26 protein-coding genes and 1 tRNA gene are annotated in these 26,987 nt (G+C 56.4%); 10 read left to right on the top strand and 17 right to left on the bottom strand.

The annotated features are described in order from the left end of the window. Nucleotides 1-3: 3 nt before the first annotated feature. Nucleotides 4-2,823 carry a helicase-related protein gene (locus AC2FH6_RS00710; RefSeq protein ID WP_496700746.1) on the bottom strand — a complete coding sequence of 940 codons (2,820 nt, stop codon included), beginning with the start codon at nt 2,821-2,823 and terminating at the stop codon, nt 4-6. A gap of 22 nt (nt 2,824-2,845) precedes the next feature. After that, nucleotides 2,846-3,415, bottom strand: coding sequence for a tetratricopeptide repeat protein (locus AC2FH6_RS00705; protein ID WP_281972267.1), 570 nt, complete (start codon nt 3,413-3,415; stop codon nt 2,846-2,848). 69 nt (nt 3,416-3,484) lie between these two features. Here AC2FH6_RS00705 and AC2FH6_RS00700 point away from each other — a divergent pair, with 69 nt between their 5' ends. The 3 genes from AC2FH6_RS00700 to AC2FH6_RS00690 all read left to right on the top strand — a co-directional run bounded on the left by AC2FH6_RS00700 (nt 3,485) and on the right by AC2FH6_RS00690 (nt 6,639). Continuing rightward, a complete protein-coding gene (locus tag AC2FH6_RS00700) occupies nt 3,485-3,775 on the top strand; it encodes an SCP2 sterol-binding domain-containing protein (protein WP_142634424.1) in 291 nt (96 codons plus the stop codon). Next, on the top strand, nt 3,775-4,716 hold the full coding sequence (locus tag AC2FH6_RS00695) for an alpha/beta fold hydrolase (protein WP_496700744.1): 942 nt from the start codon (nt 3,775-3,777) through the stop codon (nt 4,714-4,716). Before AC2FH6_RS00700 ends, AC2FH6_RS00695 begins: the two co-directional genes overlap by 1 nt. 102 nt (nt 4,717-4,818) lie before the next feature. Beyond that, complete coding sequence (locus AC2FH6_RS00690; protein WP_281994761.1) at nt 4,819-6,639, top strand: M3 family oligoendopeptidase; 1,821 nt, start codon at nt 4,819-4,821, stop codon at nt 6,637-6,639. Nucleotides 6,640-6,724: 85 nt separating this feature from the next. On the opposite strand, the gene AC2FH6_RS00685 is transcribed toward AC2FH6_RS00690, so the two are convergent. The 5 genes from AC2FH6_RS00685 to AC2FH6_RS00665 form a co-directional block, all read right to left on the bottom strand. Further along, nucleotides 6,725-7,255, bottom strand: a complete 531-nt coding sequence (locus tag AC2FH6_RS00685) for a dihydrofolate reductase family protein (protein WP_496690729.1) — start codon at nt 7,253-7,255, stop codon at nt 6,725-6,727. 198 nt (nt 7,256-7,453) lie between these two features. Then, entirely contained in the window at nt 7,454-7,723 is a 270-nt protein-coding gene (locus tag AC2FH6_RS00680; protein ID WP_496700741.1) for a DksA/TraR family C4-type zinc finger protein, read from the bottom strand. A 59-nt stretch (nt 7,724-7,782) separates the two neighbouring features. Next, nucleotides 7,783-8,760, bottom strand: a complete 978-nt coding sequence (locus tag AC2FH6_RS00675; RefSeq protein WP_496701502.1) for a Gfo/Idh/MocA family protein — start codon at nt 8,758-8,760, stop codon at nt 7,783-7,785. A 130-nt stretch (nt 8,761-8,890) separates the two neighbouring features. Next, nucleotides 8,891-9,787, bottom strand: a complete 897-nt coding sequence (gene rpoH, locus AC2FH6_RS00670; protein WP_142634432.1) for an RNA polymerase sigma factor RpoH — start codon at nt 9,785-9,787, stop codon at nt 8,891-8,893. 145 nt (nt 9,788-9,932) lie between these two features. After that, the gene (locus tag AC2FH6_RS00665; protein ID WP_496690730.1) at nt 9,933-10,967 is read right to left on the bottom strand and encodes an RluA family pseudouridine synthase; all 1,035 of its coding nucleotides are present in this window, start codon (nt 10,965-10,967) and stop codon (nt 9,933-9,935) included. Between AC2FH6_RS00665 and AC2FH6_RS00660 the strand changes: the two genes are divergently transcribed. Then, nucleotides 10,966-11,268, top strand: a complete 303-nt coding sequence (locus tag AC2FH6_RS00660) for a DUF6476 family protein (protein WP_142634436.1) — start codon at nt 10,966-10,968, stop codon at nt 11,266-11,268. The genes AC2FH6_RS00665 and AC2FH6_RS00660 overlap by 2 nt on opposite strands. Before the next feature lie 2 nt (nt 11,269-11,270). Here AC2FH6_RS00660 and AC2FH6_RS00655 read toward each other — a convergent pair whose 3' ends face one another. From AC2FH6_RS00655 to AC2FH6_RS00615, 9 genes are all read right to left on the bottom strand, one after another. Then, nucleotides 11,271-12,254, bottom strand: coding sequence for a hypothetical protein (locus AC2FH6_RS00655; RefSeq protein ID WP_496700739.1), 984 nt, complete (start codon nt 12,252-12,254; stop codon nt 11,271-11,273). A 26-nt stretch (nt 12,255-12,280) separates the two neighbouring features. Further along, nucleotides 12,281-13,279 (bottom strand): glycosyltransferase family 2 protein, encoded by a 999-nt coding sequence (locus AC2FH6_RS00650; protein WP_271946483.1) that lies wholly within the window; start codon nt 13,277-13,279, stop codon nt 12,281-12,283. 106 nt (nt 13,280-13,385) lie between these two features. Further along, nucleotides 13,386-15,404 carry a hypothetical protein gene (locus AC2FH6_RS00645; protein ID WP_496700737.1) on the bottom strand — a complete coding sequence of 673 codons (2,019 nt, stop codon included), beginning with the start codon at nt 15,402-15,404 and terminating at the stop codon, nt 13,386-13,388. Further along, nucleotides 15,401-16,336 carry a hypothetical protein gene (locus AC2FH6_RS00640; protein WP_496700736.1) on the bottom strand — a complete coding sequence of 312 codons (936 nt, stop codon included), beginning with the start codon at nt 16,334-16,336 and terminating at the stop codon, nt 15,401-15,403. Before AC2FH6_RS00640 ends, AC2FH6_RS00645 begins: the two co-directional genes overlap by 4 nt. A gap of 5 nt (nt 16,337-16,341) precedes the next feature. Continuing rightward, complete coding sequence (locus AC2FH6_RS00635) at nt 16,342-17,325, bottom strand: glycosyltransferase family 2 protein (RefSeq protein ID WP_496690735.1); 984 nt, start codon at nt 17,323-17,325, stop codon at nt 16,342-16,344. Between the two features lie 266 nt (nt 17,326-17,591). Beyond that, the gene (locus AC2FH6_RS00630; RefSeq protein ID WP_271946472.1) at nt 17,592-18,374 is read right to left on the bottom strand and encodes a dimethylarginine dimethylaminohydrolase family protein; all 783 of its coding nucleotides are present in this window, start codon (nt 18,372-18,374) and stop codon (nt 17,592-17,594) included. An 18-nt stretch (nt 18,375-18,392) separates the two neighbouring features. Then, a complete protein-coding gene (locus AC2FH6_RS00625; protein WP_496700735.1) occupies nt 18,393-19,988 on the bottom strand; it encodes a 5-guanidino-2-oxopentanoate decarboxylase in 1,596 nt (531 codons plus the stop codon). Next, nucleotides 19,985-21,172, bottom strand: a complete 1,188-nt coding sequence (locus tag AC2FH6_RS00620) for a pyridoxal phosphate-dependent aminotransferase (RefSeq protein WP_496700733.1) — start codon at nt 21,170-21,172, stop codon at nt 19,985-19,987. The genes AC2FH6_RS00625 and AC2FH6_RS00620 overlap by 4 nt, the downstream gene beginning before the upstream one ends. Then, nucleotides 21,169-21,819: a TetR/AcrR family transcriptional regulator gene (locus AC2FH6_RS00615; RefSeq protein ID WP_271946462.1), complete on the bottom strand. Its 651-nt coding sequence runs from the start codon at nt 21,817-21,819 to the stop codon at nt 21,169-21,171. The genes AC2FH6_RS00620 and AC2FH6_RS00615 overlap by 4 nt, the downstream gene beginning before the upstream one ends. Nucleotides 21,820-21,915: 96 nt before the next feature. Here AC2FH6_RS00615 and AC2FH6_RS00610 point away from each other — a divergent pair, with 96 nt between their 5' ends. Genes AC2FH6_RS00610 through AC2FH6_RS00595 form a run of 4 tightly spaced genes read left to right on the top strand, consistent with a single transcriptional unit; the run spans nt 21,916 to nt 25,028 of the window. Next, on the top strand, nt 21,916-22,692 hold the full coding sequence (locus AC2FH6_RS00610; protein ID WP_496700731.1) for an ABC transporter ATP-binding protein: 777 nt from the start codon (nt 21,916-21,918) through the stop codon (nt 22,690-22,692). 31 nt (nt 22,693-22,723) lie between these two features. After that, nucleotides 22,724-23,497 (top strand): transporter substrate-binding domain-containing protein, encoded by a 774-nt coding sequence (locus tag AC2FH6_RS00605; RefSeq protein WP_142634460.1) that lies wholly within the window; start codon nt 22,724-22,726, stop codon nt 23,495-23,497. A gap of 47 nt (nt 23,498-23,544) precedes the next feature. After that, a complete protein-coding gene (locus AC2FH6_RS00600; RefSeq protein ID WP_496700431.1) occupies nt 23,545-24,258 on the top strand; it encodes an ABC transporter permease in 714 nt (237 codons plus the stop codon). Then, entirely contained in the window at nt 24,258-25,028 is a 771-nt protein-coding gene (locus AC2FH6_RS00595; protein WP_425471946.1) for an ABC transporter permease, read from the top strand. The genes AC2FH6_RS00600 and AC2FH6_RS00595 overlap by 1 nt, the downstream gene beginning before the upstream one ends. A gap of 164 nt (nt 25,029-25,192) precedes the next feature. Here the strand turns inward: AC2FH6_RS00595 and AC2FH6_RS00590 are convergent. Continuing rightward, nucleotides 25,193-25,279, bottom strand: a tRNA-Leu gene (locus AC2FH6_RS00590). 142 nt (nt 25,280-25,421) lie between these two features. Between AC2FH6_RS00590 and AC2FH6_RS00585 the strand changes: the two genes are divergently transcribed. Both AC2FH6_RS00585 and lipB read left to right on the top strand, forming a co-directional pair. Next, on the top strand, nt 25,422-26,081 hold the full coding sequence (locus AC2FH6_RS00585) for a DsbA family oxidoreductase (RefSeq protein ID WP_496700728.1): 660 nt from the start codon (nt 25,422-25,424) through the stop codon (nt 26,079-26,081). A gap of 39 nt (nt 26,082-26,120) precedes the next feature. After that, nucleotides 26,121-26,780, top strand: coding sequence for a lipoyl(octanoyl) transferase LipB (lipB, locus tag AC2FH6_RS00580; protein ID WP_142634466.1), 660 nt, complete (start codon nt 26,121-26,123; stop codon nt 26,778-26,780). The last annotated feature ends 207 nt before the right edge of the window (nt 26,781-26,987 follow it).

The raw sequence follows: 26,987 nt of genomic DNA, 5'->3' as shown, positions 1-26,987 counted from the left end.
GCTTTAGTTGCCTTCCTTCAAACCCATAAGCGCGGCCGCGAACGGGTTATCGGGATCAATGGGCTTTTCTTTCCTGGGCGGACGAGATGAGAAGGTCTTGGCACCCTGCGGCTTGCCACCTTTCTTGCCCTGCGGCTTGCCCCGGCCATCCTGAGGCTTACCGCGCGGCTTACCTTTGCCCTGCCCCTGTCGCTGTTCGCGGCGTGGGCCTTGGTTGGCCTGACGCTGACGGCCCCAAGTGAAGGTATAAAAGACCTCAACTTCGGGTTCATCTGTTGCGGCTGTCGGCGCGGTGGCCTCGGCTGCTGCCTCGGTGCTTTCGGTGGCCTCGGCTGACGCCTCGGTGGGTGCGGCGACCTCTTCGGGGGTTCCCTCTGGTGCGGGCACTTCCTCGGAGGCAGCTGCTTCCGTGGCCTCTGCGGCAGGTAGCTCTGCCGGTGCGGGCTTAACCTTTTCACGCTCGGCGCGTTCGGCCTTGTAGCCCAGCCCCTGCATCAGGTCGGCGAATTGTTCCAGCGTCATACCGGTGATCGACAGCATGTCAGGCTTGGCCTCGAACCCACCACGGCTGTCTTCAGCGCGCAGCATGTCGGCCAGACGTTCCAGCATGTCGATCCGGATCGAGCGTTCGCCCGCATCGCGATAACCACACATAGTGTCATAACCGTCAGGTGCGCCTTTGGCGATGGGCACAGTAACAAGACCCGGAGGCGGCGCGTCGGGAAATTCCTGCAGGCCATTTGCCAATGCCCACAGAACAAGACGCAGACGCGTTGGGGCCGGTTTCAGCAGCAGCGGCATGAAAATGGTGAACTGACCAAAGCGGATACCGTGTTTGCGCAGCGCGCCACGGGCGTCCTGATCCAGATCCTTGACGTCTTGCGCGACACCTGCGCGCGGCAATACGCCCAGCGCCTCAACCATGCGGAAGGCAAAGCCCCTAGCTAGCCCATTGAGTTCTTCATCGCGCGACAGGTTCAGCAACGGCTCGAACAGTGCGGCCACTTTGCGGTCGATGAAATGCTGCAGGCGACGCTGAACTTTCTGTTCAACATCGGGGCCCGCGGCCTCGTCCACAAAAACCTCGACCAGCGGCTTGAGAGGCTCTGCCCCGGCAACCAGCTTGCCAACGGCATATTCACCCCACATCAGGCCACCCTGATCGGTAAAATCAATCTCGGTATCGGGTGCATTATAGAAGCGATCGGCACGCAGATGGAATTGCGGCGCGAGGGCTTGCAAGGACGCCGATTTCAAGGCTTTCGCCTCGGCTCCTTGCGCGCTTTTGTCCGGACTGAACCGGAACCCTTCCAGACGACCGACGAATTCACCTTCGACGGTCACTTCACCCTTGTCATTTACTTCGGCCAAAAGGGCCTCCTTCTGTTTGAGCCGGCGCAACAAAACGGATGTGCGCCGGTCCACAAATCTCTGAGTCAAACGGTCATGCAGAGCGTCTGACAGCCTGTCTTCTACAATGCGCGTCTCATCACGCCAATGGGATTCGTCACGCACCCAACCATTTCGTTGCGCAACGTAAGTCCAGGTGCGAATATATGCCAACCTTTTTGACAGTGCATCTATATCGCCATCCGTTCGGTCGATCCGGCGGATTTGCCGCGCCATAAAGTCATCCGGGATCGAACCACCTTCATGCAGGTGGCCAAAAATCACTTCGAGCAGGCTGGCATGTTCGGCATGGCTGATGCCGCGAAAATCGGGGATTCGGCACACATCCCACAACAAACGAACGGATTGCGGATCACTGGCACGGGCCGCAATTTCGGCAACTTGCGACAAGGATTTAAGCACATTCAGATCATCTGCCGGACGGGCTTTGATCAGGTGTTCGCTATCCGGGCTAATCTCGAGCGTGCGGATCAGAGCGTCAATCGAACCAAACTGCAAGGCGGCATTCCGCCAATTCAGTTTTTTCATCGGCGCAAAGCGGCTGTCCATAATGGCCTGCGCGACACCGTCGTCCAGAGGCGGCGCCTCGCCGGTCACGCCGAAGGTTCCATCGGACATTCCGCGCCCTGCGCGGCCAGCAATTTGGGCAAGCTCATTCGGGGCCAGGGGCCGCATCCGCCGACCATCGAATTTGGTCAGGGACGAGAACGCAACATGGTTCACATCCAGGTTCAACCCCATCCCGATGGCATCGGTGGCAACCAAATAGTCGACCTCACCATTCTGATAGAGCTCAACCTGTGCATTCCGTGTACGCGGACTAAGCGCCCCCATGACCACAGCTGCCCCACCCTTTTGACGGCGTAGCAGCTCGGCGATGGCATAGACGTTGTCGACCGAAAACCCGACGATGGCGCTGCGCGGTGGCATGCGGCTGATTTTCTTGGAGCCGGCATAGACCAGTTGCGACATCCGCTCTCGCCGGACGAATTGTGCTTCGGGCACAAGTGCCGCGATGGGACCGCGCATGGTATCGGATCCCAGAAACAGGGTTTCATTGGTGCCGCGCGCGCGCAGCAACCTGTCGGTGAAGACGTGGCCGCGTTCCGGGTCGGCGCAGAGTTGGATTTCGTCGATAGCCACAAAATCGGCACCCATGCCTTCGGGCATCGCCTCGACCGTACAGACCCAATATTTCGCACGCGGCGGTACGATACGTTCTTCCCCGGTGATCAGCGCCACCACCGACGGCCCGCGAATGGCGACGATTTTGTCGTATACCTCGCGCGCAAGCAGACGCAGCGGCAAGCCGATCACCCCCGTGCGGTACCCCAGCATACGTTCGATTGCGTAATGGGTTTTGCCTGTATTGGTTGGGCCAAGTACGGCCACGATTCGGGATGACCCGCTCACCTTTGCCCCCTGCCCTCGGTTCTCAGAGGGCCGAGCCCTCGACCTGGGCTTTCAGTCGATTCACTGCATTGGTTACTTCTTCGTAATGGGGATGTATAGCCAAGGCATGGGAATAGGCCGCAAATGCTTTTTCGGGCTGACCCAGAATCTCAAATATCAATCCAAGCCCGTAGATGGCCTCATAGTTGTTCGGGTTCAGCGTCAGGGCATGTTCCAGATCTGCGGCAGCCATCCCGAACCTTTCGATCCCAAAAAACGCAGAGGCCCGCGCGTGCCAGCCTTCGGCGAAATCAGGCGCGTGGTCTGTCAGGGCCGTCAAATGCTCGATCGCGGCATAGGTGTCACCATCATCCAGTGCTTCGCGCCCACGCTCCAGCAGCAGATCGGCGGAGGCCGAACCAGATTGCGACCAGAGCGCCCGTAACTGGCGGTCGATTCCGGTCGCCTGGTCCGGTGTGGCCTGCGCAAGGTTCTGCAACAACTCGGCCTCGTCGCGGGAATCCTCCTGCTGCGCAAGGCAAGTGGAGGAAAACATGACTAGGACAGAAAGTGCCGCAACGGTACCTTTGAGATTGTTGATTGCATTGCTCATAACAAGTGTCAGTGTAGCGTTGCGACCGAGGAAGTCCATTCACGGCGTACTAACAAAATGAGGAAGATCATGAGCGATTCATTGGAAAAAGCCGCAGCAGTGCTGAATGAGAAACTGTCGGGCGGCGATTTCGACGCATCGGCTAAATTTGCCATCGCGGATTTGGGCGCGATTGTAGTTGATGCAAGCGGCGCGCGCATCAGCGATGAAGAAACGGACGTGACTTTGAACGCTGATGCGGACACGTTCGAGCAAATTCTCAATGGTGATCTGGACCCGACAAGCGCCTTCATGGCCGGAAAACTGAGCATTGACGGCGACATGGGCGCGGCAATGAAACTCGCCTCGGCCCTGGCCTGATGGAATACCCGTCGGCCCCTTTGTTCGAAGACGTGGCTGGCGGCCCCGCTGGCGGTGTTGCACATTGGTTGAACACCGCCGACGGCACCCGAATTCGCGTGGCGCATTGGCGCCCCGAAGGTACAGCGAACGGGACTGTCATGCTGTTTCCCGGTCGCACTGAATACATCGAAAAATACGGTGATGCGGCGAGTGAATTCGTCAAGCGTGGCTTTGCCGTGCTGGTGATCGATTGGCGGGGTCAGGGATTGGCAGACCGGTTGCTTGACGACCCGCGGGTTGGCCATGTCGATAAATTCACCGACTATCAGCAAGACGTAGATGTGTCGCTAGAGCTGGCCACAAAGCTTGATCTGCCCAGGCCCTGGCATGTTATCGGCCACTCTATGGGTGGTGCCATTGGATTGCGGGCAGTTTTGGAAAACGATTGTTTTGCTACCTGTGTTTTTACCGGTCCGATGTGGGGGATTTTCTTTACGCCCCTTATGAAACCCATCAGCCGGTTGACCGCAAATTGGGCCCCACGACTGGGGTTTGGCGAAAAGACGCCCCCAACCACATCACTGGACAGCTATGTTCTGACACAGCCTTTCGAAGGCAATAGCCTGACGCGCGATCCTGCCATGTACAAAATGATGCAGGATCATCTGGCCAAGTATCCCGAACTGTCCCTTGGTGCGCCGTCGACGATCTGGCTGCGCGAGGCATTAGATGAATGCGACTGGTTGATGGTGCAGACTGCCCCAGCCATTCCATGCCTGACATATCTTGGCTCCCACGAGCAGATTGTGGACCGCAAGGCCATCCGCGCACGCATGGCAAACTGGCCCAACAGCACGTTGATCGAAATTCCAGACGGTGAACACGAAGTCCTGATGGAACCACCAGAGGTGCGCGACCCTGCATTTGACCAAATCGCCGCGCATTTCAAAGCTGCATAGACGGATCACCCCCTGGAACTGGCGCTTTCCCTTTGACTGTCCGCTTGTGATCCTCGCCGGTCGCGCCTAGATGTTTGCCAAAGCAGATTTTCGAGGTGATCCATGCGCGACCTTCCTTTTCCAGTACGTGACGCAAACGCGGTCGGCGGGGCCGATAATCTTGGCAACCTGCCGGAATGGGATCTGACGGATCTCTATGCTTCGGAAGACGCGGCCGAGCTTGCGCGTGACCTGGACTGGTTGGAAACCGAATGCGCCGCCTTTGCCGCAGATTACGAAGGCAATTTGGCGGATCTTGATGCCCAGGGCTTGCTGACCTGCGTGTTGCGGAACGAAAAGATCAATTCGATCGCCGGGCGTATCATGTCCTTTGCCGGACTGCGCTATTATCAGCTGACGACCGACGCCGAGCGCGCCAAGTTCCTCTCGGACATGCAGGAAAAGATCACTGTCTTTACCACGCCGCTGGTGTTCTTCACGCTGGAAATCAATCGCCTCGACGACGACGCGCTAAAAGCGCATTTCGACGCCAACACCGATCTGGCCCGTTACGAGCCCGTATTCCGCCGCATCCGCGCAATGAAACCCTATCAGCTATCTGACGAGCTAGAAAAATTCCTGCACGATCTGGGTGTTGTTGGCGATGCCTGGGAACGCCTGTTCGACGAGACCATCGCGGGCTTGACCTTTGATGTTGACGGAGAAGAGTTGAACATCGAAGGCACACTCAACCTACTGACCGAGCAGGACCGCAGCAAACGCGAAGCGGCTTCTCGCGAATTGGCCCGGGTGTTTCAGGACAACGTCAAGACCTTCGCGCGCGTTCACAACACGCAGGCCAAGGAAAAGGAAATCGTCGACCGCTGGCGCAATATGCCGACTGCGCAGACTGGTCGCCATCTGTCGAATGACGTCGAACCCGAGGTCGTCGAGGCCCTGCGCGAGGCGGTCGTGGCTGCCTACCCCAAGCTGAGCCACCGGTACTACGAGCTAAAGCGCAAATGGCTGGGTCTGGACGTGATGCAGGTCTGGGATCGCAACGCCCCCCTGCCGATGGAAGACACGCAGATTGTCGGCTGGGATGACGCCGAGAAAACCGTGATGGATGCCTATGAGGCCTTTGATCCGCGTATGGGTGAGATCGCCGCGCCGTTCTTCTCGAAGGGTTGGATTGATGCCGCGGTGAAACCGGGCAAGGCGCCGGGCGCCTTTGCGCATCCCACCGTAACTGACGTCCACCCCTATGTGATGCTGAACTATCTTGGTAAGCCCCGCGATGTGATGACCCTGGCGCATGAGCTGGGCCATGGCGTTCATCAGGTTTTGGCCGCCGATCAAGGTGAGATGCTGTCTTCCACCCCGCTGACGCTGGCCGAAACCGCTTCGGTTTTTGGTGAAATGCTGACCTTCCGCAAAATGCTGGACAAGGCCGAAACCCCTGAGCAGCGCAAGATTCTGCTGGCTGGCAAGGTCGAGGACATGATCAACACGGTCGTGCGCCAAATCGCCTTCTATGACTTCGAATGCAAATTGCACGCCGCACGCCGCGAGGGCGAGTTGACCCCGGACGACATCAACGCCCTGTGGATGAGCGTTCAGGCCGAAAGCCTCGGCCCCGCATTTGAATTCATGGAAGGGTATGAGACGTTCTGGGCCTATATCCCACATTTCGTGCACTCGCCCTTCTACGTCTACGCCTATGCCTTTGGCGACGGCCTCGTAAACGCGCTCTATTCCGTCTACGAAAGCGGCGCCGACGGGTTCGAGGACAAATACTTCGACATGCTGCGCGCCGGTGGGTCAAAACACCACAAAGAGCTGCTGGCCCCGTTCGGTCTGGATGCTAGCGATCCCAAGTTCTGGGACAAAGGCCTGTCGATGATCTCGGGCTTTATTGACGAGTTGGAGGCGATGGAGGGCTGAAGCCGCCTGAAGCGGAGACGGTGATGTCTGCTTCGCGGACAAAGCGGACAAACGAACGAACAGTCCGAATGTCCGCTTCAAGAAGTCAGAAACCTACGAATTCTTCCAGAGTATACCCGTTTTCATATATTTCGGTTTTGGTCCGAGACAGGCTCAAGGCCGATGTATTGCTGCCAAACAATCCAACTCCGGTTCCCAAGATACATGGCGCTCGCTTGAGGATCAGCCTGTCGATCAATCCTTCGACGAGCATCCATCCTGCGAACTCTCCTCCGCCGCACAAATATACCGGGCCATCTGATTCTCGGGCTATCTGCCGAATATCGTCTGGATCTGGCCGCTTTAGAACCGATACCTCGGATTTCTCAGGCAACTGAAACGTGTTTGAGAACACAATCGTGTTCATGTGCGGATATGGGTTCTGTCCGGGTTCTAGTCCGTATTCATAGCCAAACTCATAGGTCTTCCGGCCCATGATTGCTGTCTTGTAGCCTTCAAGCCGATTGGCATAGTCGTCGACAACGGGCCCTTCATGGGCGAATTTCGAAATGTCTCCAGACAAACCAGAGATAAACCCGTCAAGCGATACGGCGACGTCATAGATAATGGGATGCATCTGCTGCTCCTGTACAATGATTTCCAATGAAGCCAGTTAGCTTCGTGCAGGGTGGAAATTACTTGATCACTGACAGGGCACTCCTCAGATTGAACGCGTCACTAGATGAGTTTCGTGGTCTGGTCAACGTTGCGTCAAATGAGCATTCGAGCAAAAAGCAGCATCCTCTACTTTGGGCTCAAAGCAAACATAATAAACTCACCTCAACTGACTGTCCTTCGACCCGCGCCGGTTGATACCGCCGCGCATTTTATGCACTCCGTCACGTTCTTGCTGGCACTCGAGGCACAGTTTCACGCCAGGCAGTGCTGTGCGGCGCTTTTCGGGGATTGGTTCTTCGCATTCGGCACATTGGGTCAGGCTTTCGCCTACGGGCCGTTTCTGGGCCTGCATTCGGGCCAGCTCATCCGAAATGGATGCTTCGATCTGTTCGCTTACTGCGCCGTCGCGCGCCCAGCCACCTGCCATCGGGATGCCTCCTGTAAAGGTGTTAGCCGATTTTGCAGCGGTTCAAGAAGCGTGGCAAGTCATGGCAGCGCCACTGCATTCTCCAGCACACGGTCAATCACTTCCTGCGTGCCGCGTGAAAACTCCAGCGGGCAGGGATATTCGGCACCCTCACGGACCGACCGACAAAAAGCTTCGACCTGCAGCTTATAGTGATCGTCCGCGGGGAAACGTGTGACCTGTATTTCCAGGCCGGGGCGGTGCAATTCGACACGCGCCTCTCCGAACACACGCGGATTGAACGGCGCAGTCAGCCGGATCATGCCGCGGTCGCCATGAAACACCATCTCTTGATGCGGATGCATTCGGATCGAGACATAGCTGGAATAGGTGAAATCCGGGAACTGAGCGCGAATCTCGGTAAAAGCGTCGACCCCATCCTCCCACCGGATGGCGGATTCGACCTGAATCGGCTCCTGCCCGGTGACAAAGCGCGCGCTGCCAATCACATAGACGCCAATATCACGCAGCCCACCTCCGCCGGTCTCAGCCCGGTTGCGAATGTTTGCCGTATCCGCCCGGCTGTCAAAGCTGAACGCACCCGTCACATGGGCCAAATTCCCGATCGCCTTGTCGGCGATCAGCTTGCGTACAAACTTCCATTGAGGGTGTTGGACGATCATATAAGCCTCGGCCGCCAACAATCCGGTCTCATCCCGTTTGTTGATCAATGGGGCAAATTCGGACACGGTCATAGCCATCGGCTTTTCACACAGCACATGTTTACCGGCGTCCAGTGCCTTAAGGCTCCATTCGACATGCAAATGGTTGGGCAGCGGGATGTAAACGGCCTCAATCTGTGGGTCGTTCAGCAACGCATCATAACTGTCATAAACCGTCAAATCCGGGCAAAAGGCCTGAAACGGTTCGGCTTTGGCGGGATCGGACGTCGCAAGGCCTGCCAGACGCGCGCCCTCAGCTGCGTGGATTGCAGGGGCCATATATTGCCGCGCGAATTTCGCAGCTCCCAATACGCCCCAATTCACCGGATTCTGCATCATGGACACCCCCTATGGCTTTGATCCGGTCTGTTGTAATCGCCCTCAGTCCGAGTGTCATTAGCGCTAACACAAATAGAAAACCCGGCACGACCAATGTCGCACCGGGCCCGTTCAATAAACGAAGAGGTCAGGCTGTGGCCAGCATCCCTTTTTCGCGGGCAAGCTCTCGCATCTTCTTCTGAAGTTTCTCAAAAGCGCGGACTTCAATCTGGCGAATGCGTTCGCGACTGACATTGTACTGCGTACTCAGCTCTTCCAGTGTGACGGCCTGATCCATCAGGCGGCGTTGGGTCAGAATGTCTTTTTCCCGGTCATTCAAAACTTCAAGAGCAGCCGCCAACAGCTCGCGGCGGGCGTCGAGCTCATCGCGGGCCTCATAGTCGCCCGCCTGATCGGCATCCTCGTCCTCAAGCCAGTCCTGCCATTGCATGGTGCCTTCGCCCTCGGACCCGACGGTCGCATTCAGAGAGGCGTCGCCACCGGACATCCGGCGGTTCATGCTGATCACTTCTGCTTCGGTCACACCAAGGTCATTTGCGATCCGGGCCACGTTTTCCGGACGCAGGTCGCCCTCTTCCAGCGCACCGATGCGTGCCTTAGCTTTGCGCAAGTTGAAAAACAGCTTTTTCTGCGCCGAGGTTGTACCCAGTTTGACCAAAGACCATGACCGCAGAATGTATTCCTGAATCGAGGCGCGAATCCACCACATGGCATAGGTCGCCAGCCGGAATCCTTTTTCCGGGTCAAACCGTTTCACGGCCTGCATAAGACCGACATTGGCCTCGGAGATCACTTCGGCCTGTGGCAGCCCATAACCGCGATAACCCATAGCGATCTTGGCCGCCAACCGTAGGTGGGAGGTCACCATTTTATGTGCAGCTTCAGTATCTTGCTTCTCAACCCAGCTTTTGGCCAGCATGTATTCTTCTTCTGGCTCCAGCAGGGGAAACTTCCGAATTTCCTGCATATAGCGGTTCAGCCCGCCTTCCGGCGTCGGCGCGGGGAGATTTGCGTAATTGGCCATGTTTCTTGTCCCTCCGACAAATGTTTAAGTCGTTAACATGGATATGGGAGGTCGTCCCGATCCGTTCAAGAGGTACCGTTAACAGTTTGAAATTAACGTTTGATAAAGGAAACCTAAGAAAACGTTATTCACGTAACTTTGCTTATTATGTCAGCGGTGTGCGCAGCTGTTCAATCAGATTTTCCATATCATCCGGCAACACAGCCTCGAAGCGAAGGTTTTCACCCGATATCGGGTGCTCAAAACCCAAAACCGCAGCATGAAGCGCCTGACGAGGAAAGTCTCGTACAGCCTCGGCGGCAGACGCGCTAAAGGCTTTAGCTGCGAGTTTCCGCTTGCCCCCATAAACCGGATCACCGACCAGACCATGACCGGCATGGGTCATGTGAACCCGAATCTGATGCGTGCGGCCCGTTTCCAGCCAGCATTCGATCAGAGCCAGCCCCTGCGGCGCCCCAAACGTTTCGACCAGGCGGGCGCGCGTGACAGCGTGGCGACCACCGTGAAACAGCACAGCCTGTCGTTGCCGGTCTGTCTTGTGACGGGCCAGCTGAGTGGTGATCCGCATGATGTTTCCGGGCTCAAAGCTGACACCTTTGACGCCGCGCAACCGGGGATCATTGGCATCCGGGACACCGTAACAGATGGCGCGATAATAGCGTTCGACACTATGCGCCTCGAACTGCGCGGCAAGCCCGTGATGGGCCGCGTCGGATTTGGCCACCACCAGCAACCCGCTGGTTTCCTTGTCGATACGATGCACGATGCCGGGGCGCTTTACGCCGCCTACGCCAGACAGGTCATCACCGCAGTGATGCAGCAACGCATTGACCAATGTCCCGTTCGGAGAGCCGGGCGCAGGATGCACGACCATACCCGCAGGTTTATTGACCACGATCAGGTCGGTATCCTCGAATACGACCTCCAGCGGGATGTCTTCCGGGCCGATATGGCTGTCTTCGGCCTCGGCCACAGTGATCGCCACCACTGCGCCTTCGGCCACCTTGGCCTTGGGGTCGCGGGCGGCGGTTCCGTTGATCATCACGGCCCCCTCTTCGATCAGCTTCCCCAATCGGGTCCGCGACAGGCTTTCCTCGGCTGGCACATCGCGGGAAAGCGCCTTATCAAGGCGGGGCGGCGGATCGGCCGCGATTTGAAACTCAATCTGGCGAGTGCCCATGACTGTCCCTTCCGAACCCCAAGAACCGCAGGAAACGCCGCAGCTTCGCCTGCTGCGGAGAATGGTCATGCTGCTGACCGCGGTAATGATTGGCGGGGTTCTAGTGACATTCGCACTGATTGTCATCCGGCTATCGGACCGGACCCCTACCCTGCCTGATCAGGTTGAGTTGCCCGATGGCGCAAAAGCGCAGGCGGTCACCATTGGAAACAACTGGTTTGCGGTTGTGACTGATGACAATCGCATCCTGATCTTTGACAAAACCACTGGCCGGCAGCGCCAGGAAATTACCGTCGAATAAGGTCAACCCTCTAGCGCCATGCGAAACACGATCTCGGATGCCTGGCGCAGCGCCTGATATTCCGCGGCTGTGTCCCGGCGAAACGACTGATCATGCATGCTCAACCTGACAGGGGCAAAAAGCTGCGTCCGGTCGGGAAAGAACTCTTGATGAAAACTCACATCTTCATTTGCCATAAACGCGTCCAGCCAGGCGCGTTCATCCGGTTCAAGCACATCATTCTTACGCATCATCACGGGATCATCGACAGCCCGACGTCGCAACTGGCGACTTTTCTTGCGTCCCATAGCCCTTGTGACCACACCAAACGCCTCACACGCGGCTCTTGAATGCGAAGGATTGGACGATGTTTCGGTCTTGCTGTCCAAGGGCAGTTGGACGCCGATGCGATCCAGAAAATCATCGATAATGTTGCCATTGGCCATTTCAGAGCGCTCATACAGCATAGGCACCAACGAGACGCCCGGAAAAGCTGACCTAATCCGAGCCGCAGCACTGGCAAAGCTGAAACGCTCAGGATGCGCACGTATCTCGTCCAGCTGGGTACGAATATATTCAGAGCCGCCCCCGGCAAGCCTGCCGTTCTTTGCCCTTTGTTTATAATCGGCCTCGAAAAAGTCAGAATATCTACGGCAGTAGAAAGCAATCCTCATCTCACGCGCGGGGATCTCAGCGAAAATCTCGGCCAGTTTGTGCAGATCGACTGAGTACAACATCTCAGACGATACCAAGCATGCCTTATCCTCATGCTCAGCATATTCCCTTGCCATCGCTTCGCGCAGGGCGGTGACCGGCTGTTCGGTTTGGTTCATGTGGAAGGCAATCAGGTTATGACTGCTGGCCAGACGCCCCTGCCCCTCGGTTCGCCTGCGGCCCGTTTCCATATAGTGTAATCCGGCCCCAGCCATCACTTGACCGTTTTTGCGAACAAACCCCTGTAACGCAGTCGACCCAGTCTTGGGCATTCCTATGTGTAGCCAGAGCATGAAACGTTCCTATTCGCCAAGCGACCTCAGGTCTCGGCCTTGGCTGAGAACCCGGCGGTCATCTGACGCATGAGGTCTTGCATCTCGGGTTGTTCGCGCAACTGGGCAACCTGTTGGCGATGCAGATCGCAGGTCATATGGTGCAGGCGGGCCGTCTCAGCGTCTGACAGCATTTCGTAATACAAAGCCCGTTTCCGATCGAGGATTGTGTCGATCGAGGTCTCAGTTTCGGCGTTTTGGTTCATCATGTTCCAATATTCCATCCCAAGGCTTTCCCCCAGATGATGGGCCCGACCACGCATTTTCTTGACCAGATAACTTTCACAGGATTTCAAAGCATAGTGATTGATCTGAACATGCTCGTACCCGACGGAGTCCCGCGCCGATCGCCAACTGGCAGTAAAATACCTTTCGGGCATCGGTTGACCGGATCCGTTGTACCAATGGCATTCTTCCATCGTTTCAACGGTCGGCCTTTTCGGTCGATGGACACCGAGCGCATCCCACAGGCCGCGTTGGAACATGGTCTTAAAGCCCCAAGCTTGCGGCGGTCGAAAAATACGCTCAGGTGCAGCTTGGCGAAACTGATCCGACAGAAAACGGTCCTCGTACCGAACAATTCCGGCGTTTCCAAATAGACGCCAAGTCATTGAAATCGTTTTTGCATCCGGCATGGCACCTGTCAGCGCACGCAATGTATGGTCGCCGGTTCTGACGTTAATATGTTCATCCGCGTCGATAACGATCACCCAATCCTGTGGACGGGCCACTTCCATTTTCAGAAAGGCGTTATAGGCGCGTTTTTGCGGGCTGGTCTGACGTCTCGAGTTGTTGTCGACATGCGTGACAATGCCAAGGTCATGCAATCGCTGCAGCAAGGCATCTGTACCATCGGTACAGTCATTGGTCATGACCACAATCTGGTCCACACCAATGGCACGATTATGGGCGATCCATTCAAGAACGAATGGTCCTTCGTTCTTCATAGGGGTAACGCTGATATATCGAGGATCCTGTTCGGCCATACCTGACTGCCCTGCTTGTTTTCATTGCCCCGGTGGTATCGGAGATTTGTTTAAGATTTTGACTGCAAACTACCGGTATTCAAGCCGGTCACCAAGAGAAATCCGTCTATTTTCCACCCGCACGTTTCAGCTGATTGGAATATCGTTTTAGGGTTGGGCACAACGCGTGGGCCTTGGAAAGATGAACGCGCGCATTCTGCTTTTCACCTCGTTGCAGATATATCCTGCCTGCCTCGCCTTGGATCGCCGCTGTATTGTCATCCAGTTCCGCAGCCTGAATAATTTGGTTTTGCCCCTGTTCTTCGGCCCCGTTCCTTTCAAGGTATTGCCCCATCGCAAAGACCAGAAATGGGTTTCCCGGATCACAGGCCAACGCATCTGCCATGGCCAGCCTTCCGTTTACAAAATCTCCATCTTTCTCATACAGTTCGGCCAGTCGCTTTAAGTATAACGGGTTATCCGGAAGGCGCTTGGCCACTTTCCGCGCAATATCCAAAGACTGCGCCAAAGATGTATCTCCCAAATGCAAACGCAGCAAAGATTGCACCCCTTCAAAGCGCGGGTCTTCGCGGGAAATGCGAACATCCTCGGGCAACTGAGTTGAGCTTTCTAGCCCGTCAGCCAAAGTCTGCAAGCGGGATCGGTTGGAGGTTAGACGGCGCGCCCTTTGATCTACGGACAGACTAGCCCAATCCAATAGGATCAGGTCGAAATTACAGGGCGGGCGACCCAGTACCTTCCTCTGCGCAACGTGCGCATTGTAGTTGAACCAAGGCCTCCGAACAGCCTTCTGCATCACCCAATCCATTGGCGGCATTGCGCGCTGCGCAATCTGTTCACGATACAAAAGCCGAGAGCCAAATATGATGACATCCGGGCGCATTGGTTTTGTCCAAAACGCCCTGCTGAACACCTGCGCAGCCTTCCAGCGTTTCTTCTGCCCTCCAAATATCGCGGCTTGAAGTGCAGTTACGACAGCAAAATCTTCGGGCCAGATATGCGGGTTTTCGAAGGCTGCTTCAGTCATCTCTAACGCTTCGGCCCAACGATTCAGATAAAAGTAATTCAACGCCTGAAGAAGTGGAAGGAATGCATTATCCGAACCTGCATCCATCAACGGCTGCACCAGTTCCAATGCCTCTTCGGCCCGATCTCCCGCGCCCAAACCATGAAGATAAAACGAAGCCTTGGCATAGATATGAGCGGCTTCTGAGAGATTCAGAAATTCTTCTGGACCGCGTTGCAGGCGTGCGATCACTTGTTCGTTGGCGCGTTTGACTTCATCTTCGTTCAAAACATCGCGAAAAACTTTTCCCTGCTGCCCTGAAATTCGCGCCGCTGCCATGGAAAAGGCGGAAACGTACGGCGCTATCAACTGATCCGCGCGCGACATGGTATAGAGCTCCAGAAAGTCTCGTTGTGCACGGGTCAGACTGGAAAGATCCGCGATATCTGACATTTGCATAAGGTGCGGAAACTGCACTTGGAATCGGGCCACAAGCTCGGGCTGATCTGAAAACATGATCGCGGCACACCCTGCGTTTTTTCCAAGATGCGCTGCATACAGTTCTTCCGGTTCGATCTTTGCCGGCCAGGTCGTATGCTTCCACGGCAGACCATTCAGGATGTCGCCACGGCGAATGTGATAGGCCGACACCCCCTTGCCACTTAGTTTGGCATCTGCCTTTTCCATAATGTTCCGGATTTCATCCGTGAACCCGATCTGATGGATGAACTCTCGGTACCGGGGGCGGATCTGCTCGACATCTTCCCATTGAAAGGCCAGAACCTCAAAGCCTTCCTCGACGACAACAGAGCGGCCGGAATTCAGATGGGATATCAGCCGATCCGGTGTCGCATCGCCCTGAAACGACCATATCGGCAGGGCGTTCTCGCCTAGAGCATCAAAGGATTCGGTGCTCAGGAAATGCTCATCCATCCACTCTTGTGAGAACAATTCTTGCGGCTGGTCCAGCTCTGGCGCATCCGCACCTTTGGGAAACCAGTTGACCCGATAGCTGGTGTCAAAATCCTCGGCCAACCGGATGCAGGTCAGCATCATCAGCAACCGGGCACCCATCCGGTCTTTGCGCTGGCCGATAAAGACCCCCTTTTCGGGCTTCATGAGGCTGCTTCGGCCAAGGCTGCGCGCCGCAGCCGTCGGAACCTCTGCCTTGCTTGCGTAACAAGCTGTGGGTGACGTTCGCCGCCAATCGCCTCGATCCCGCGCATATACAAAGGCAGTCGCCGCCGTGCCCGCATCATTCGGTAATAGGCCTGGGGTTCCAGTGTGCCGTCCATCGCCTCGAGCATAACCGGCTTCAGTATATCCAATTTGCGCAGCATCGGGGCCGCGAAATGGTTTGAAAACCATGTCTTCAGCAGCACGACATTATCGCCTTTCAATCGCGTCACCTGCTGGCGATCAAGATCAAAAAAGGGATCATAGAAAACGTAGGCTTTCCCCACATTTTCAACGGCTTGCGTGGCATCGCTAAAGGGAAGATCCCAGTCTTGCACCTGCCCGAACCGATACCGGGTCTCCCACGGGACCAGCCGTTCATCCAGCGTTGTCTGCGGATTGAAAGCGATGACATTGGCGCCGGGAACAAGGGCCGAGAATGTCAGCGCTCCAAATCCGCCCATCGAAGCGCCCGCAAACACAACCTGATCAAACTGTGCAAAAAAACCCTGATCCGCTTGGGTCTGAAAATACGAGATGATCTCGGGATCGCGGTACCAGGCTTTGGTCCGCGCAAATATCCCCATATGGGACCAGCCTTCGTCACGGAAGAACTTCCAGCCCCAGGGTTCGCGGGAAAAAGACAGGTCGTTGGCATTGGCAATGTTGTCAAAGCTGACCACAAGCCGGGACGCAGACCTTTGGTGAAACAAAACCGAGTGTCTGTTCAGCTTTTGCAGAAACCCGGTCCCGTCCCCACCTGGATACAGCTCGACAAACCAAGGGGGCGCAGGGTCTGTCAGAATCCGTTCATACCCCGTCTTACGATCGGGGTGATCAGGCTTGAGCTGCTCTTTTGAAAGGTCTTCTGCCATGGTGATCAGACCAGATTTTCCGCAAGCCAGAGGCGGAAATCCACCCAGTCAGGCCGCAACTTGATCTCTGATATCTTGGTGCGATGCCAGTCACATGCCTTCGCGTGCAGGCAGCCGAGTTCTTCATCGGCTTTCAGTTCGGCCAGCAATGGGGCCGCGCGATGCGCTGCTGGCAGTATCGAGTGATCTGTTTCTTTGTTGGCATTCATGTCCTGCCAATAGGCTTGCCCTTGGTCTACGCGGATATGATTGGTACGGCCCCGATCCCTTTTGACCAGAAACCCATCCAAAGACCGGACGGAATAGTGATGAATCCGCCCCAGCGAATGATCAAATTTCCTCCATGCGCGCCACCCGACCTTCTCGGACGGAAACAGCCTGCCACCGGCATCGGACCAAGCGATTTCGCTTTCTTTCCCTTCTTCGACCCCTTTCGGGCGATGCGGGCCGAACCGCGTAAATTTTCCGTTGTTACGAAACAGGGTTTTCAGACCATAGGCCCGGCCGGAATGATACGGGAATTCCTGATCCCCCATCGAAAAGGACTCGGTCACAGGTTTGTCTTCAAAGCTGATATTCCCCGAACTACCAAACAATTTCCACGCGAATGAGATCGCATCCACCGGCTTTCCGGCCCGCTGTTCGGTTTCTGCGATCAGCGCCGCAAAGCTGTTGTCACCGCAGCGGATGTTCCAGAATTCATCAACATCCAGACACATCAGCCAGTCGGCCTCTTTCACTTTGGGCTGACGCCGCGCGCGCCGTAGCATCTGATGCTGCGGGTTTCCCCCTTCTTTGACCTCGTTCGGGACATGTGTGGCAAGACCCAATTCCTGCAGCCTGCGGGCAATGGCATCCGTGCCGTCTTCACAGCTATTGGTGAAGATCACAAAGTGATCGACTCCCAGTGTTTTGTGGAATGCGACCCATTCCAGCATATAGGGGCCTTCGTTCTTCATCGTCGTGAATACGGTGAGCGCCTGAGACATGTATTTCCTGCCATAACTTCTTTGCCCAAGTCATACACAACCCGGCAAGCACGGGCGAGATGGGATTTGGGTGCAAAAGAAATACTGCGCGAAACTGGTGCAAAGCTACACCCACTGGGTAGGGATCATACTATTTCGAATGAATATCCAAGTGGTTGAAGCGGCTAACCTTAATCACGCCAAAATGCGCCCACTCTTTCTTTGGTTGCAGCAGGACGCATTTGGCTGGTTCAAGGTTAGTCGGTTCTGAATCGTCGTGAACCAGGTCAGAATCTCAGCGACAGACATGACATTCCGCCATCCAATTTGGCGCATTCCACATTGTCGATTTCGACCACATCATAACCGTTCTGGCGCAACATCTCGGTGGTACGCGGGAAGCCGGCCGGAGCCAGGACAAATTGGTTGAACCGGATCGAGTTTGCAGCGGCTTCTTCGCCTTCTGCCACATGCAGAACCCGATACCCTTCGAAGCAGCCGGATGCGTCCAGCCGCTTCGTGGACAGGATGGTTTCCCCATCCAGCAACGAACAATCCGTTTTGAAGTGCAACACGCCCGGTGGTGTAAAAACCTCGCGTACGGTGTGGCCCCAGTCGGAAACGATTTCGGTCAGCTCTGTGACACCGGCCGCATCGGTCCGATCTGACCGGCCAACCAGAATTTCGCGACCCGTTACCAGAATGTCCCCGCCTTCAATATGGCCGGGCCCAGCGATCTGCCGAACCTCGTCATAAACGCCGCGGATTGTCGGCTCCATCTCGGCCACCTCACCCATGCGGCTGGGTGCACCGGGGCGCATCATCACCGCACCCTGAGGAAGACACAGTGTGGTATCTTCGACAAAGACGGCATCCGGATACGTCTCAAGGGGAGCCAGTTCGATAACCTCTGCTCCGGTTTTCTTGAGGGTTTCAACATAATGCGCATGAGATGCAAGCATTCGGTCTAGGTCCGGCGTACCGATATCTTCTGCACGCAGACCATCGGTGATGGACGCTGCTGGGCGACGGGTGATCGCGCGCGAGAATTCATAGGTCGGGTCAGTCATTTTCGGTCTCACTTTTAATCAAGAGTGTGATTGGTTTGGCGCGCGGATTTCAACAAGCCGCGGGCCATCTTGGGATTGTGCAGACGACAAAGCTTGGGCCACGTCCAACGGGTCGGGGCCAGTGCGCCAGAACGGCATGCCGCACGACCGGGCGACGCTTTCAAAATCCGGTGGGGTCGGATCGCATCCCAGCACAGTCACACCGACCGCCTGCATTGATGTGGCGATTTCCTGATAACCGTGGTTGTTCCAGATCACGAAGGTGATCGGCAGTTTTTCATCAACGGCGCACATCAGCTCAGGAAGGCTGAACTGCGCCCCGCCGTCGCCTGCGATACAAATGACCGGAGCGTCAGGGTCCGCCAATGCAGCGCCGATCGCGGCAGGTATGCCATATCCAAGCGCTCCGAACCCGGTCGCGGCGTTGAACCACCCGCCGGGCCGATCATGATCGTAGTAAAGGTTTCCTGCATAGATCGGATAAGCAGAATCGCCCACCATGATCGCGTTAGGGACTGCATCGCGCATGGCGTTCAGCACAGCCAGTAACGCCTGCATTTCCGGCCCGATTTCTTCGACCGCGTTCTGCCGCGAAGTAGCTGCGCGCGCGACACCGTTTGCCGACTTGGGCGATGCGGCAAACCGATCCACAAGCTCGGCCGCTGCCATCGCCGCATCACCAACAATGGCAATGTCCGCCGCGTGGCGCTTCAGCTGATCGGGGCATAGGTCCACACGGATCAGGGATGGCATTTCAGCCATCGTGCCGGTGGCGTACATATCGTAGTCCGTCTGGCCCAGCTCAGTCCCCAAAGCCAGAACCACGTCGGACTGTTCGATCAAAGCACGCACTGAATTCAGGCTTGGGCTTGCAGGCACGCTCAACGAGTGATCATACATCAACCCGCGCGCATTCACGGTTTGAACAACCGGCGCGTCCAGCGCTTCGGCCAGCTGCCGGATCGACCTGCCCGCGCTGCGCGCACCGCCGCCGACCAGAATGACCGGCGCTTTTGCCGACCCCAGTAGCTTGGCAGCACGGTCAAGAAGCGCCGGATCAGGAGACTTATCGACAGGACCTTTCGCAGCATCGGTCGGACCAGCAAACTCGTCCCCCGCAACGTCTAGCGGGATTTCGATATGTGTTGGCCCTGGGCGACCGGATTGAAACATGGCGAAGGCGCGGTCCAACGCGGCTGCTAGTTCAACTGACTTTTCAACTCGGTCCGATGACAGAGCGACTGTTCGCGCCATCGCTCGTTGATCCGGTAACTCATGCAAGTGACCAAGCCCTTTGCCAAGACTGGACAACGTGTTGACCCCCGACACAACCAGCATCGGAACGCTGTCTGCCCGAGCCTGCCCCATCGCCGTGAGTGTATTGGTCAGACCGGGGCCGGTAATCACAAAGGCCACGCCGGGCTTGCCGGATACCCTGGCATAACCATCAGCCATGAACCCTGCCCCCTGCTCGTGTCGTGGGGTGACATGGCGAATGCCCGATGCGGCCAGCCCGCGGTACAATTCGACCGTATGCACGCCGGGGATGCCAAACACGGTATCCACATCGCGCCTGACCAGTTGATCAACCAGCGCCTCACCAATGCTCGTCATGCGTTTTCCAGTTGCAGTTGGGTCGCGTGGGCAACGATCCGGTCACAGGCTTCGGTAAAGATCGCGTCGTCCACCGTCAGCGCGATACGGACCCAGTTATCAACCGTGTCACCGAAAGACGGCCCCGGCATCACCGCGACTTTGCCATGTTCGAGCAGATGAAAGGCGTACTCGTTTCCATTCATCCCGGTGGCCGAGACATCAATCATCGCAAACATACCTGCCTGTGGAAGATGCACACGCAGATGTGTCTCGTTCGGCAGCCTGTCGTTCAGCATCCGGGCGCGGCGGGCGTACCGTTGCGCCATGCCTTCGGCCACGGTTGATCCGTTGCGAATAGCCGTCTCGGTCATGTCGGCGATGAAGGGCTGATTTCCAAACAGCATGGTTTCCGACAGCGACAAAAGGCGCGCGGTAAACTCCTCGGGGCCAATGCACCAACCGCTGCGGAATCCGGGGGCGGCATGGGATTTTGATATCGACGAGACGACGATTACCCGATCCGCCAACTCGGACCGCGACAGGGGTGAGGTAAACACAGATCCGTCAAAGATCAGTTCTTCATAAACCTCATCAGAAATGATCCATAGATCATGCTCGATAGCCAGCTTGCCGATTGCGTCTATGTCTTCGCGTGTCAGGATCGACCCGGTAGGATTATGCGGTGTGGTTAACAAAAGCGCAGTGGTCTTCGCGGTAATCCTGTCCGCGATATCATCCGCAGAAATACGAAAACCGTTTTCCGGCCGCAATGGAACCGGCACAATATCCGCACCGCTTGCGCGTACCACACCTTGATAGGTTGCATACATCGGATCGCCCACCAGCACCTCACAACCCGCCTCGGCCACGCCCATCAGGACGGTAAATAGCGAGGTCTGGGTGCCTGGAAAACACAGCACTTGATTATCCGTGATCGTGCGCCCGGATCTGGCCGAATAACGATTGGCCAGTGCAGAGCGCAGTCCAGCCTCACCACGCCCATTGGAGTAGTTAGTACGCCCGGCGCGCAAAGCGTCCACAGCGCTTTCCACCAGTTCGGTAGGCGTTGGCACATCCGGCTCGCCAATGGTCAATTCGATGATATCCTGCCCCTGCTCGACAAGTTCCTTGGCCTTGAGATAAACTTCCCATTTGGCGCCACCCAGGCCGGCAAGGCGTTCAGTAATCGCTGTTTTCTTCATGTCTGCCTCTGCTCAAGATCCGTCAATTCAACACCGATAATTGCCCCAACCGAAGCCAGCCCAATCTCGGGCAGCTCATCCGGCTCAAAGGCGTATGGCAGGGCGCCGCCTTCCATCCACAAGCCGTCGACCACGGCGTTGCATGCGATAGCCAACCTGCGCAGTTCCGCCGGGCTGGCTGGTATGCCTACCTCGTTCAGCGCATCTGCAATGAGTGATTCCAAGCGGTCACGAAAATCCCGATATGTCTGTTCGTGGATCGCTTGCATTTTGTCGTCCGCCAGAACTTTGTTCAAAAAGCCCGCCCATAGGGACACTGACCCCGGATCGACCACCGGATGGGTCAACCCGGTCGTTACAAACGTCGCCAGCCGCAATCTAGCTGTGCTATAATCTCCGTCTGCAGGGGCCGACGTCATATCCGTCAGTCGCCGCATATGAAAGTCATAAGCTGCTGTAATTAAATCTTCTTTCGAAGAAAAATAGTGCCGGATCAGACCCTGAGTTACACTGGCCCGCTCGGCAATCGCCCGAACGGTCGCACCTTGCAAACCTTGCTCGGCGATCAAAGACAGCGTGGCCTGGATCAACGCCTCTTTGCGCTGCTCCGCGGGTTCTCGCTTGAATTTTGTTGCGTGATCCGACATCTATCTTTCCAGAAATTATAATTATACAGTTGCATAATTGTAGGGATTTGCTAAAGCTGCAAGTAAAAAAACGGTTGAGAGGGATGAAACTGCAAAATGAACGCTGACCCAGAAACCACGCTGGATGAAGCCATTCGGGTCACTGACTTGCACAAGTCTTTTGGCTCGCTCGAAGTTCTCAAAGGCGTTTCACTTACTGCCCATCAGGGTGATGTCGTCGCCATCATCGGAGGCAGTGGTTCGGGGAAATCCACGTTCCTTCGCTGTATCAATTTCCTTGAAACGCCCAGTTCCGGAGAAATCGTCGTAAACGGCGAGCCAATTGAGATGCGCCCGGATGGCACGCCTAAGGACCGGCGTCAGCTGGAACGCATCCGCACCCGACTGGCAATGGTGTTTCAGGCCTTCAACCTTTGGACCCACCGGACGCTGCTGGAAAATGTCATCGAGGTGCCCGTTCACGTGCTGAAAGTGCCGCGGGACGAGGCGATCAAGCGCGCGCACCAGTTGCTGGAGCGCGTCGGGCTTGGCGACAAGGCGGAAACCTTCCCTTCCTTTCTGTCAGGCGGTCAGCAACAGCGCGCTGCGATTGCGCGTGCTCTTGCCGTTGATCCCAGCGTAATGTTGTTTGACGAGCCAACCAGCGCGTTAGATCCAGAACTTGTTGGTGAAGTACTGACCGTAATTCGCGATCTGGCGGCCGAGGGCCGAACCATGTTGCTGGTCACGCATGAGATGAAGTTTGCGCGCGAGGTTGCGACCCATGTTGTGTATCTTTTCGAAGGAAAGATCGAGGAACAGGGGCCACCCGACGAACTTTTCGACAATCCGAAATCCGCAAGGCTGCAACAATTCCTAAAATCAGTCGGCTGAACAAACAAAATATCAAACAGGGAGAATATTAATGAAAAACAAAAAGCTAATCGTGGCCGCATTGGCTGCTGCTGTGCTTTCGGCTGGAACGGCTGGCGCAGATGAAGTCAAGATCGGGATCGCAGCCGAGCCTTATCCGCCTTTCGCATCGCTGGATGCCTCTGGCAAATGGGTCGGTTGGGAGATCGAGGTTATTGATGCGGTCTGTGCCGCCGCCGAGCTTGAGTGTGTGATCACTCCGGTTGCGTGGGACGGGATCATCCCATCACTGACCGGTCAGCAGATTGATGCCCTGATGGCGTCGATGTCGATCACCGAAGAGCGCATGAAAACGATCGATTTCAGCGATCCTTACTACAACACTCCGGCCGTTATCGTCGCCGACAAGTCGATGGACATTGAACCGACACCAGAATCTCTGGCCGGTAAGATCATCGGTATTCAGGCGTCCACGATCCATCAGGCCTATGCCAACGAGCATTTCAAGGATGCGGCAGAAATCCGGGTGTATCAGACTCAGGACGAAGCCAACCAGGATCTGTTCGCCGGCCGTATCGACGCGACCCAAGCCGACAGCATCGCCATGGCGGATTTCGTCTCATCTGACACCGGTGCCTGCTGTGAAATCAAAGGCGCGGTCGAAAATGACGTCTCGATCCTAGGTCGCGGCGTCGGCGCGGGTGTCCGCAAGGGCGATGACGCGCTGCGTGAAAAGCTGAATGCGGGTATCGCGGCAATTCTTGCCGACGGCACGCATGACGAAATCACCTCGCGCTATTTCACAGCCAGCATCTATAGCGAGTAAGGTTCGCCGTGGAAGCTATCCTCGAAAGCCTGGGTTTGGCCCAAAGCATGGAGTTGCTTGCCCTTAGTCCTCCGGGATGGGGCGGCAACCTTCTGCGTGGCCTCTCTAACTCGTTGCAGATCGCTTTTGGAGCGTTCGGTTTCGGGTTGATCATCGGGCTTTTCGGGGCCTATGGAAAACTATATGGCGGGCCGGTCACACGTGACCTGCTCGGCATATATACGACTGTAATGCGCGCCGTGCCTGAACTGGTGCTGATCCTGATCCTGTATTACGTCGGGACCGACCTGATCAATCAGGCCGCGCAGGCAATGGGGTATGACCGCGTCGAAATCAGCGGCGTCGTTGCCGGCATCTGGGTTTTGGGCATCGTTCAGGGCGCCTATGCGACCGAGGTTCTCAGGGGCGCAATCAAAGCGGTTCCCACCGGACAGATCGAAGCCGCCCGCGCCTATGGCATGCCCTCGCTGCTGCTGATGCGGCGGGTGACAATTCCCGCGATGATGTCTTTTGCCACGCCTGGATTGGCCAATCTGTGGCTCATTGCAACTAAAGATACGGCCCTGCTGGCCATTGTCGGCTTTAGCGAATTGACGCTGGAGACCCGTCAGGCCGCGGCCAGCACCCGCGCCTATTTCACCTTCTTCCTTGCTGCAGGTGCCTTGTACTTGATCGTCACGCTTTGTTCCGGTGTCGTGTTCGCGCGTATCGAGAAATGGGCCCGTCGTGGGCAGCCTTCGTTGAAGGGAGGAAGCCGATAATGGACTGGCGAGCACTCATGCAGCCGCATCGGATCGTGCTGATGGCACTTTTTGCTGCTTTCGTTATCTGGTGCGCCGTCTCACTGCGCTGGGATTGGATTCCAACCTATGCGCCCCTGGCACTTGAAGGTCTGTGGAGAACCATCTGGCTGTTGGCCGTCACCTGTGTGCTTGGGTTCTTGCTGGCTGTTCCGCTGGGCCTCGCTCAGGCGATTGGGCCCTGGTATCTGTCGGCACCGGCGCGGGTGTTCTGCACGATCATTCGTGGCACGCCCATCCTTTTGCAGATCTGGCTGCTATACTATGGGCTTGGATCGCTTTTCCCTCAGATTCCATGGATACGCGGCAGCGAGCTGTGGCCCTATCTGCGACAGGCTTGGCCCTATGCGGTTCTGGCCCTGACCTTGTCGTACGCAGGCTACGAGGGCGAAATCATGCGCGGTGCCTTTGCCAGCGTTAAGAAGGGTCAACTCGAAGCGGCGCAATCCTTTGGCATGCCTCGGTTTACCATGTTCCGCAGGATCTGGCTGCCTCAGGCCATTCGCAGCGTGCTGCCGACACTAGGCGGTGAGACGATCCTACAGCTGAAAGCAACCCCGCTGGTGGCGACGATAACAGTGGTTGAGATCTACGCTGTGTCGTCAAGAATTCGGGCGGACACCTTTGTTGTCTATGAGCCGCTGCTGCTGTTGGCACTGATCTATCTGATCATTGCAGGCATTATCACACTGATCTTCCGCCGTATTGAGCTGCAGGTCCCTGCCCGGTAACGCAACGCCGGACACCTAAGAAACCTGACACCTGGTCAGAATCCTGGCTGCCAGCGCCTTTACCTTGCTTAACAGCGGGCGGCTGGCGACCGGCTTTGACACGTCGACTGAACGCACCGAAGGCGTCGCGAATTTCGGCCTAAAAAGAATGAAATCCAATGACTTGGTGCGGTCGAGAAGACTCGAACTTCCACGGGTGTTACCCCACAGCGACCTCAACGCTGCGCGTCTACCAATTCCGCCACGACCGCACTGTTAGTGACTTGGTAGTGGGGCGTATAGACCTTGATGATCAAGATGTGAAGAGGCAAAAATCACGTTGGTTTGAATTCCCATTCGGCGCTCTTATCTTTAACAGGTTGTCGTCCAAATGACCCCGTCAGGAGCCCCGCCATGACCTCGCCCGACCCTCGCCCCATCGTTCAGATCGACATAGTCTCCGATGTGGTTTGCCCCTGGTGCATTGTTGGATTCCGGCAGTTGGATCTGGCGCTAAAACAGCAAGATACTCTAGCACAGCTGCGCTGGCATCCGTTCGAATTGAACCCAAACATGGCGCCCGAGGGTCAGAACCTGCGTGAGCACATTGCCGAGAAATACGGCTCCTCGACGGAACAAAGCCAAGCGATGCGGGATCGATTGACGCAAATCGGGGCTGACTTGGGCTTTACCTTCGCCTTTGATGAAGAAAGTCGCATCGTAAACACATTTGCTGCACATCAGCTTCTTGACTGGGCCGAGGCTCAGGGTCGCCAGCATCCACTGAAACTGGCCTTGTTCGAGGCCTATTTCACCAAGCAAATGGACGTTTCGAATATTGAAGTTCTGCTTGAGGCCGCGGAAACTGCCGGTCTGGATCGGAATGCTGCGCGCAGGGTGCTTGAATCGGGTGCTCATGCCGCGCCGGTTCGAGAGAAGCAGCAATACTGGACCAGCCGTGGCATTTCCGGCGTGCCCTCAATGGTGTTTGGCGGAAAGTATCTGCTGACCGGAGCGCAGGGGGCGGACACCTATGCGCAGGTCCTGCAGCGCTGTTTGACCGAAGCGGCCTAGGCCCTTTCCATCCATGCAACCAGCCGCTAAGGAGCCGACATGGAATGGAAGATTACTGACGGATTGACCGACTATGATGAGGCCATCGCCTTTATGGAGGCGCGCGTGGCCGATATCGCGGCGGGTGAGGCGGATGAGTGTATCTGGCTACTTGAGCACCCTGCCCTGTACACAGCGGGCACTTCAGCCAAGGTCGAAGACCTGAAAGACCCGGACAGATTTCCAGTCTATACGTCAAAACGCGGTGGTGAATACACCTATCATGGTCCGGGGCAGCGCATTGCTTATGTCATGCTGGACCTGAACAAACGCGGCAGGGATGTGCGCAAGTTTGTAAAGCAGCTTGAGAATTGGGTGATCGCAGCTTTGGCCGAGTTCAACGTGACCGGGCAAATCCGCGACGGCCGTGTTGGTGTCTGGGTGCAACGGGATGACAAGCCGCTGACGCCAGCAGGCGAAAAAGCCGAGGACAAAGTCGCGGCGATCGGCCTGCGATTGCGTAAATGGGTCAGCTTTCACGGCATCTCGATCAATGTCGAACCGGATTTGAGCCATTTCTCTGGGATCGTACCCTGCGGCATCTCGAACCATGGCGTGACTTCTCTGGTCGATCTGGGTCTTCCGGTCGCGATGGATGATGTGGACAACGCGCTTAGAAAAACCTTCGCTGAGGTTTTTGGACCCTCGGGGGCGGATTAACTCGGATCACGAATCGAAAAACAGCCCGGCACCGACTACAATCCTGCCGTCAGATCCGCTCTGTTTCAAAATTTGGAAACAATTCCCGATCGGTCCGTCTGGTTTCCGACGGAATCTAGTTAAATTTCACAAATATGAATACTTGGGTCCCATTAACGCCTAGTATGGATTTACCGTTCTAGAGTGAGTGGTGTGTTAAGCCGGTGA

Source organism: Ruegeria sp. CDSC045, assembly GCF_059610725.1.
The sequence above is the reverse complement of the archived record's forward strand: the minus strand, read 5'-3'. Positions and strand labels throughout refer to the sequence as shown.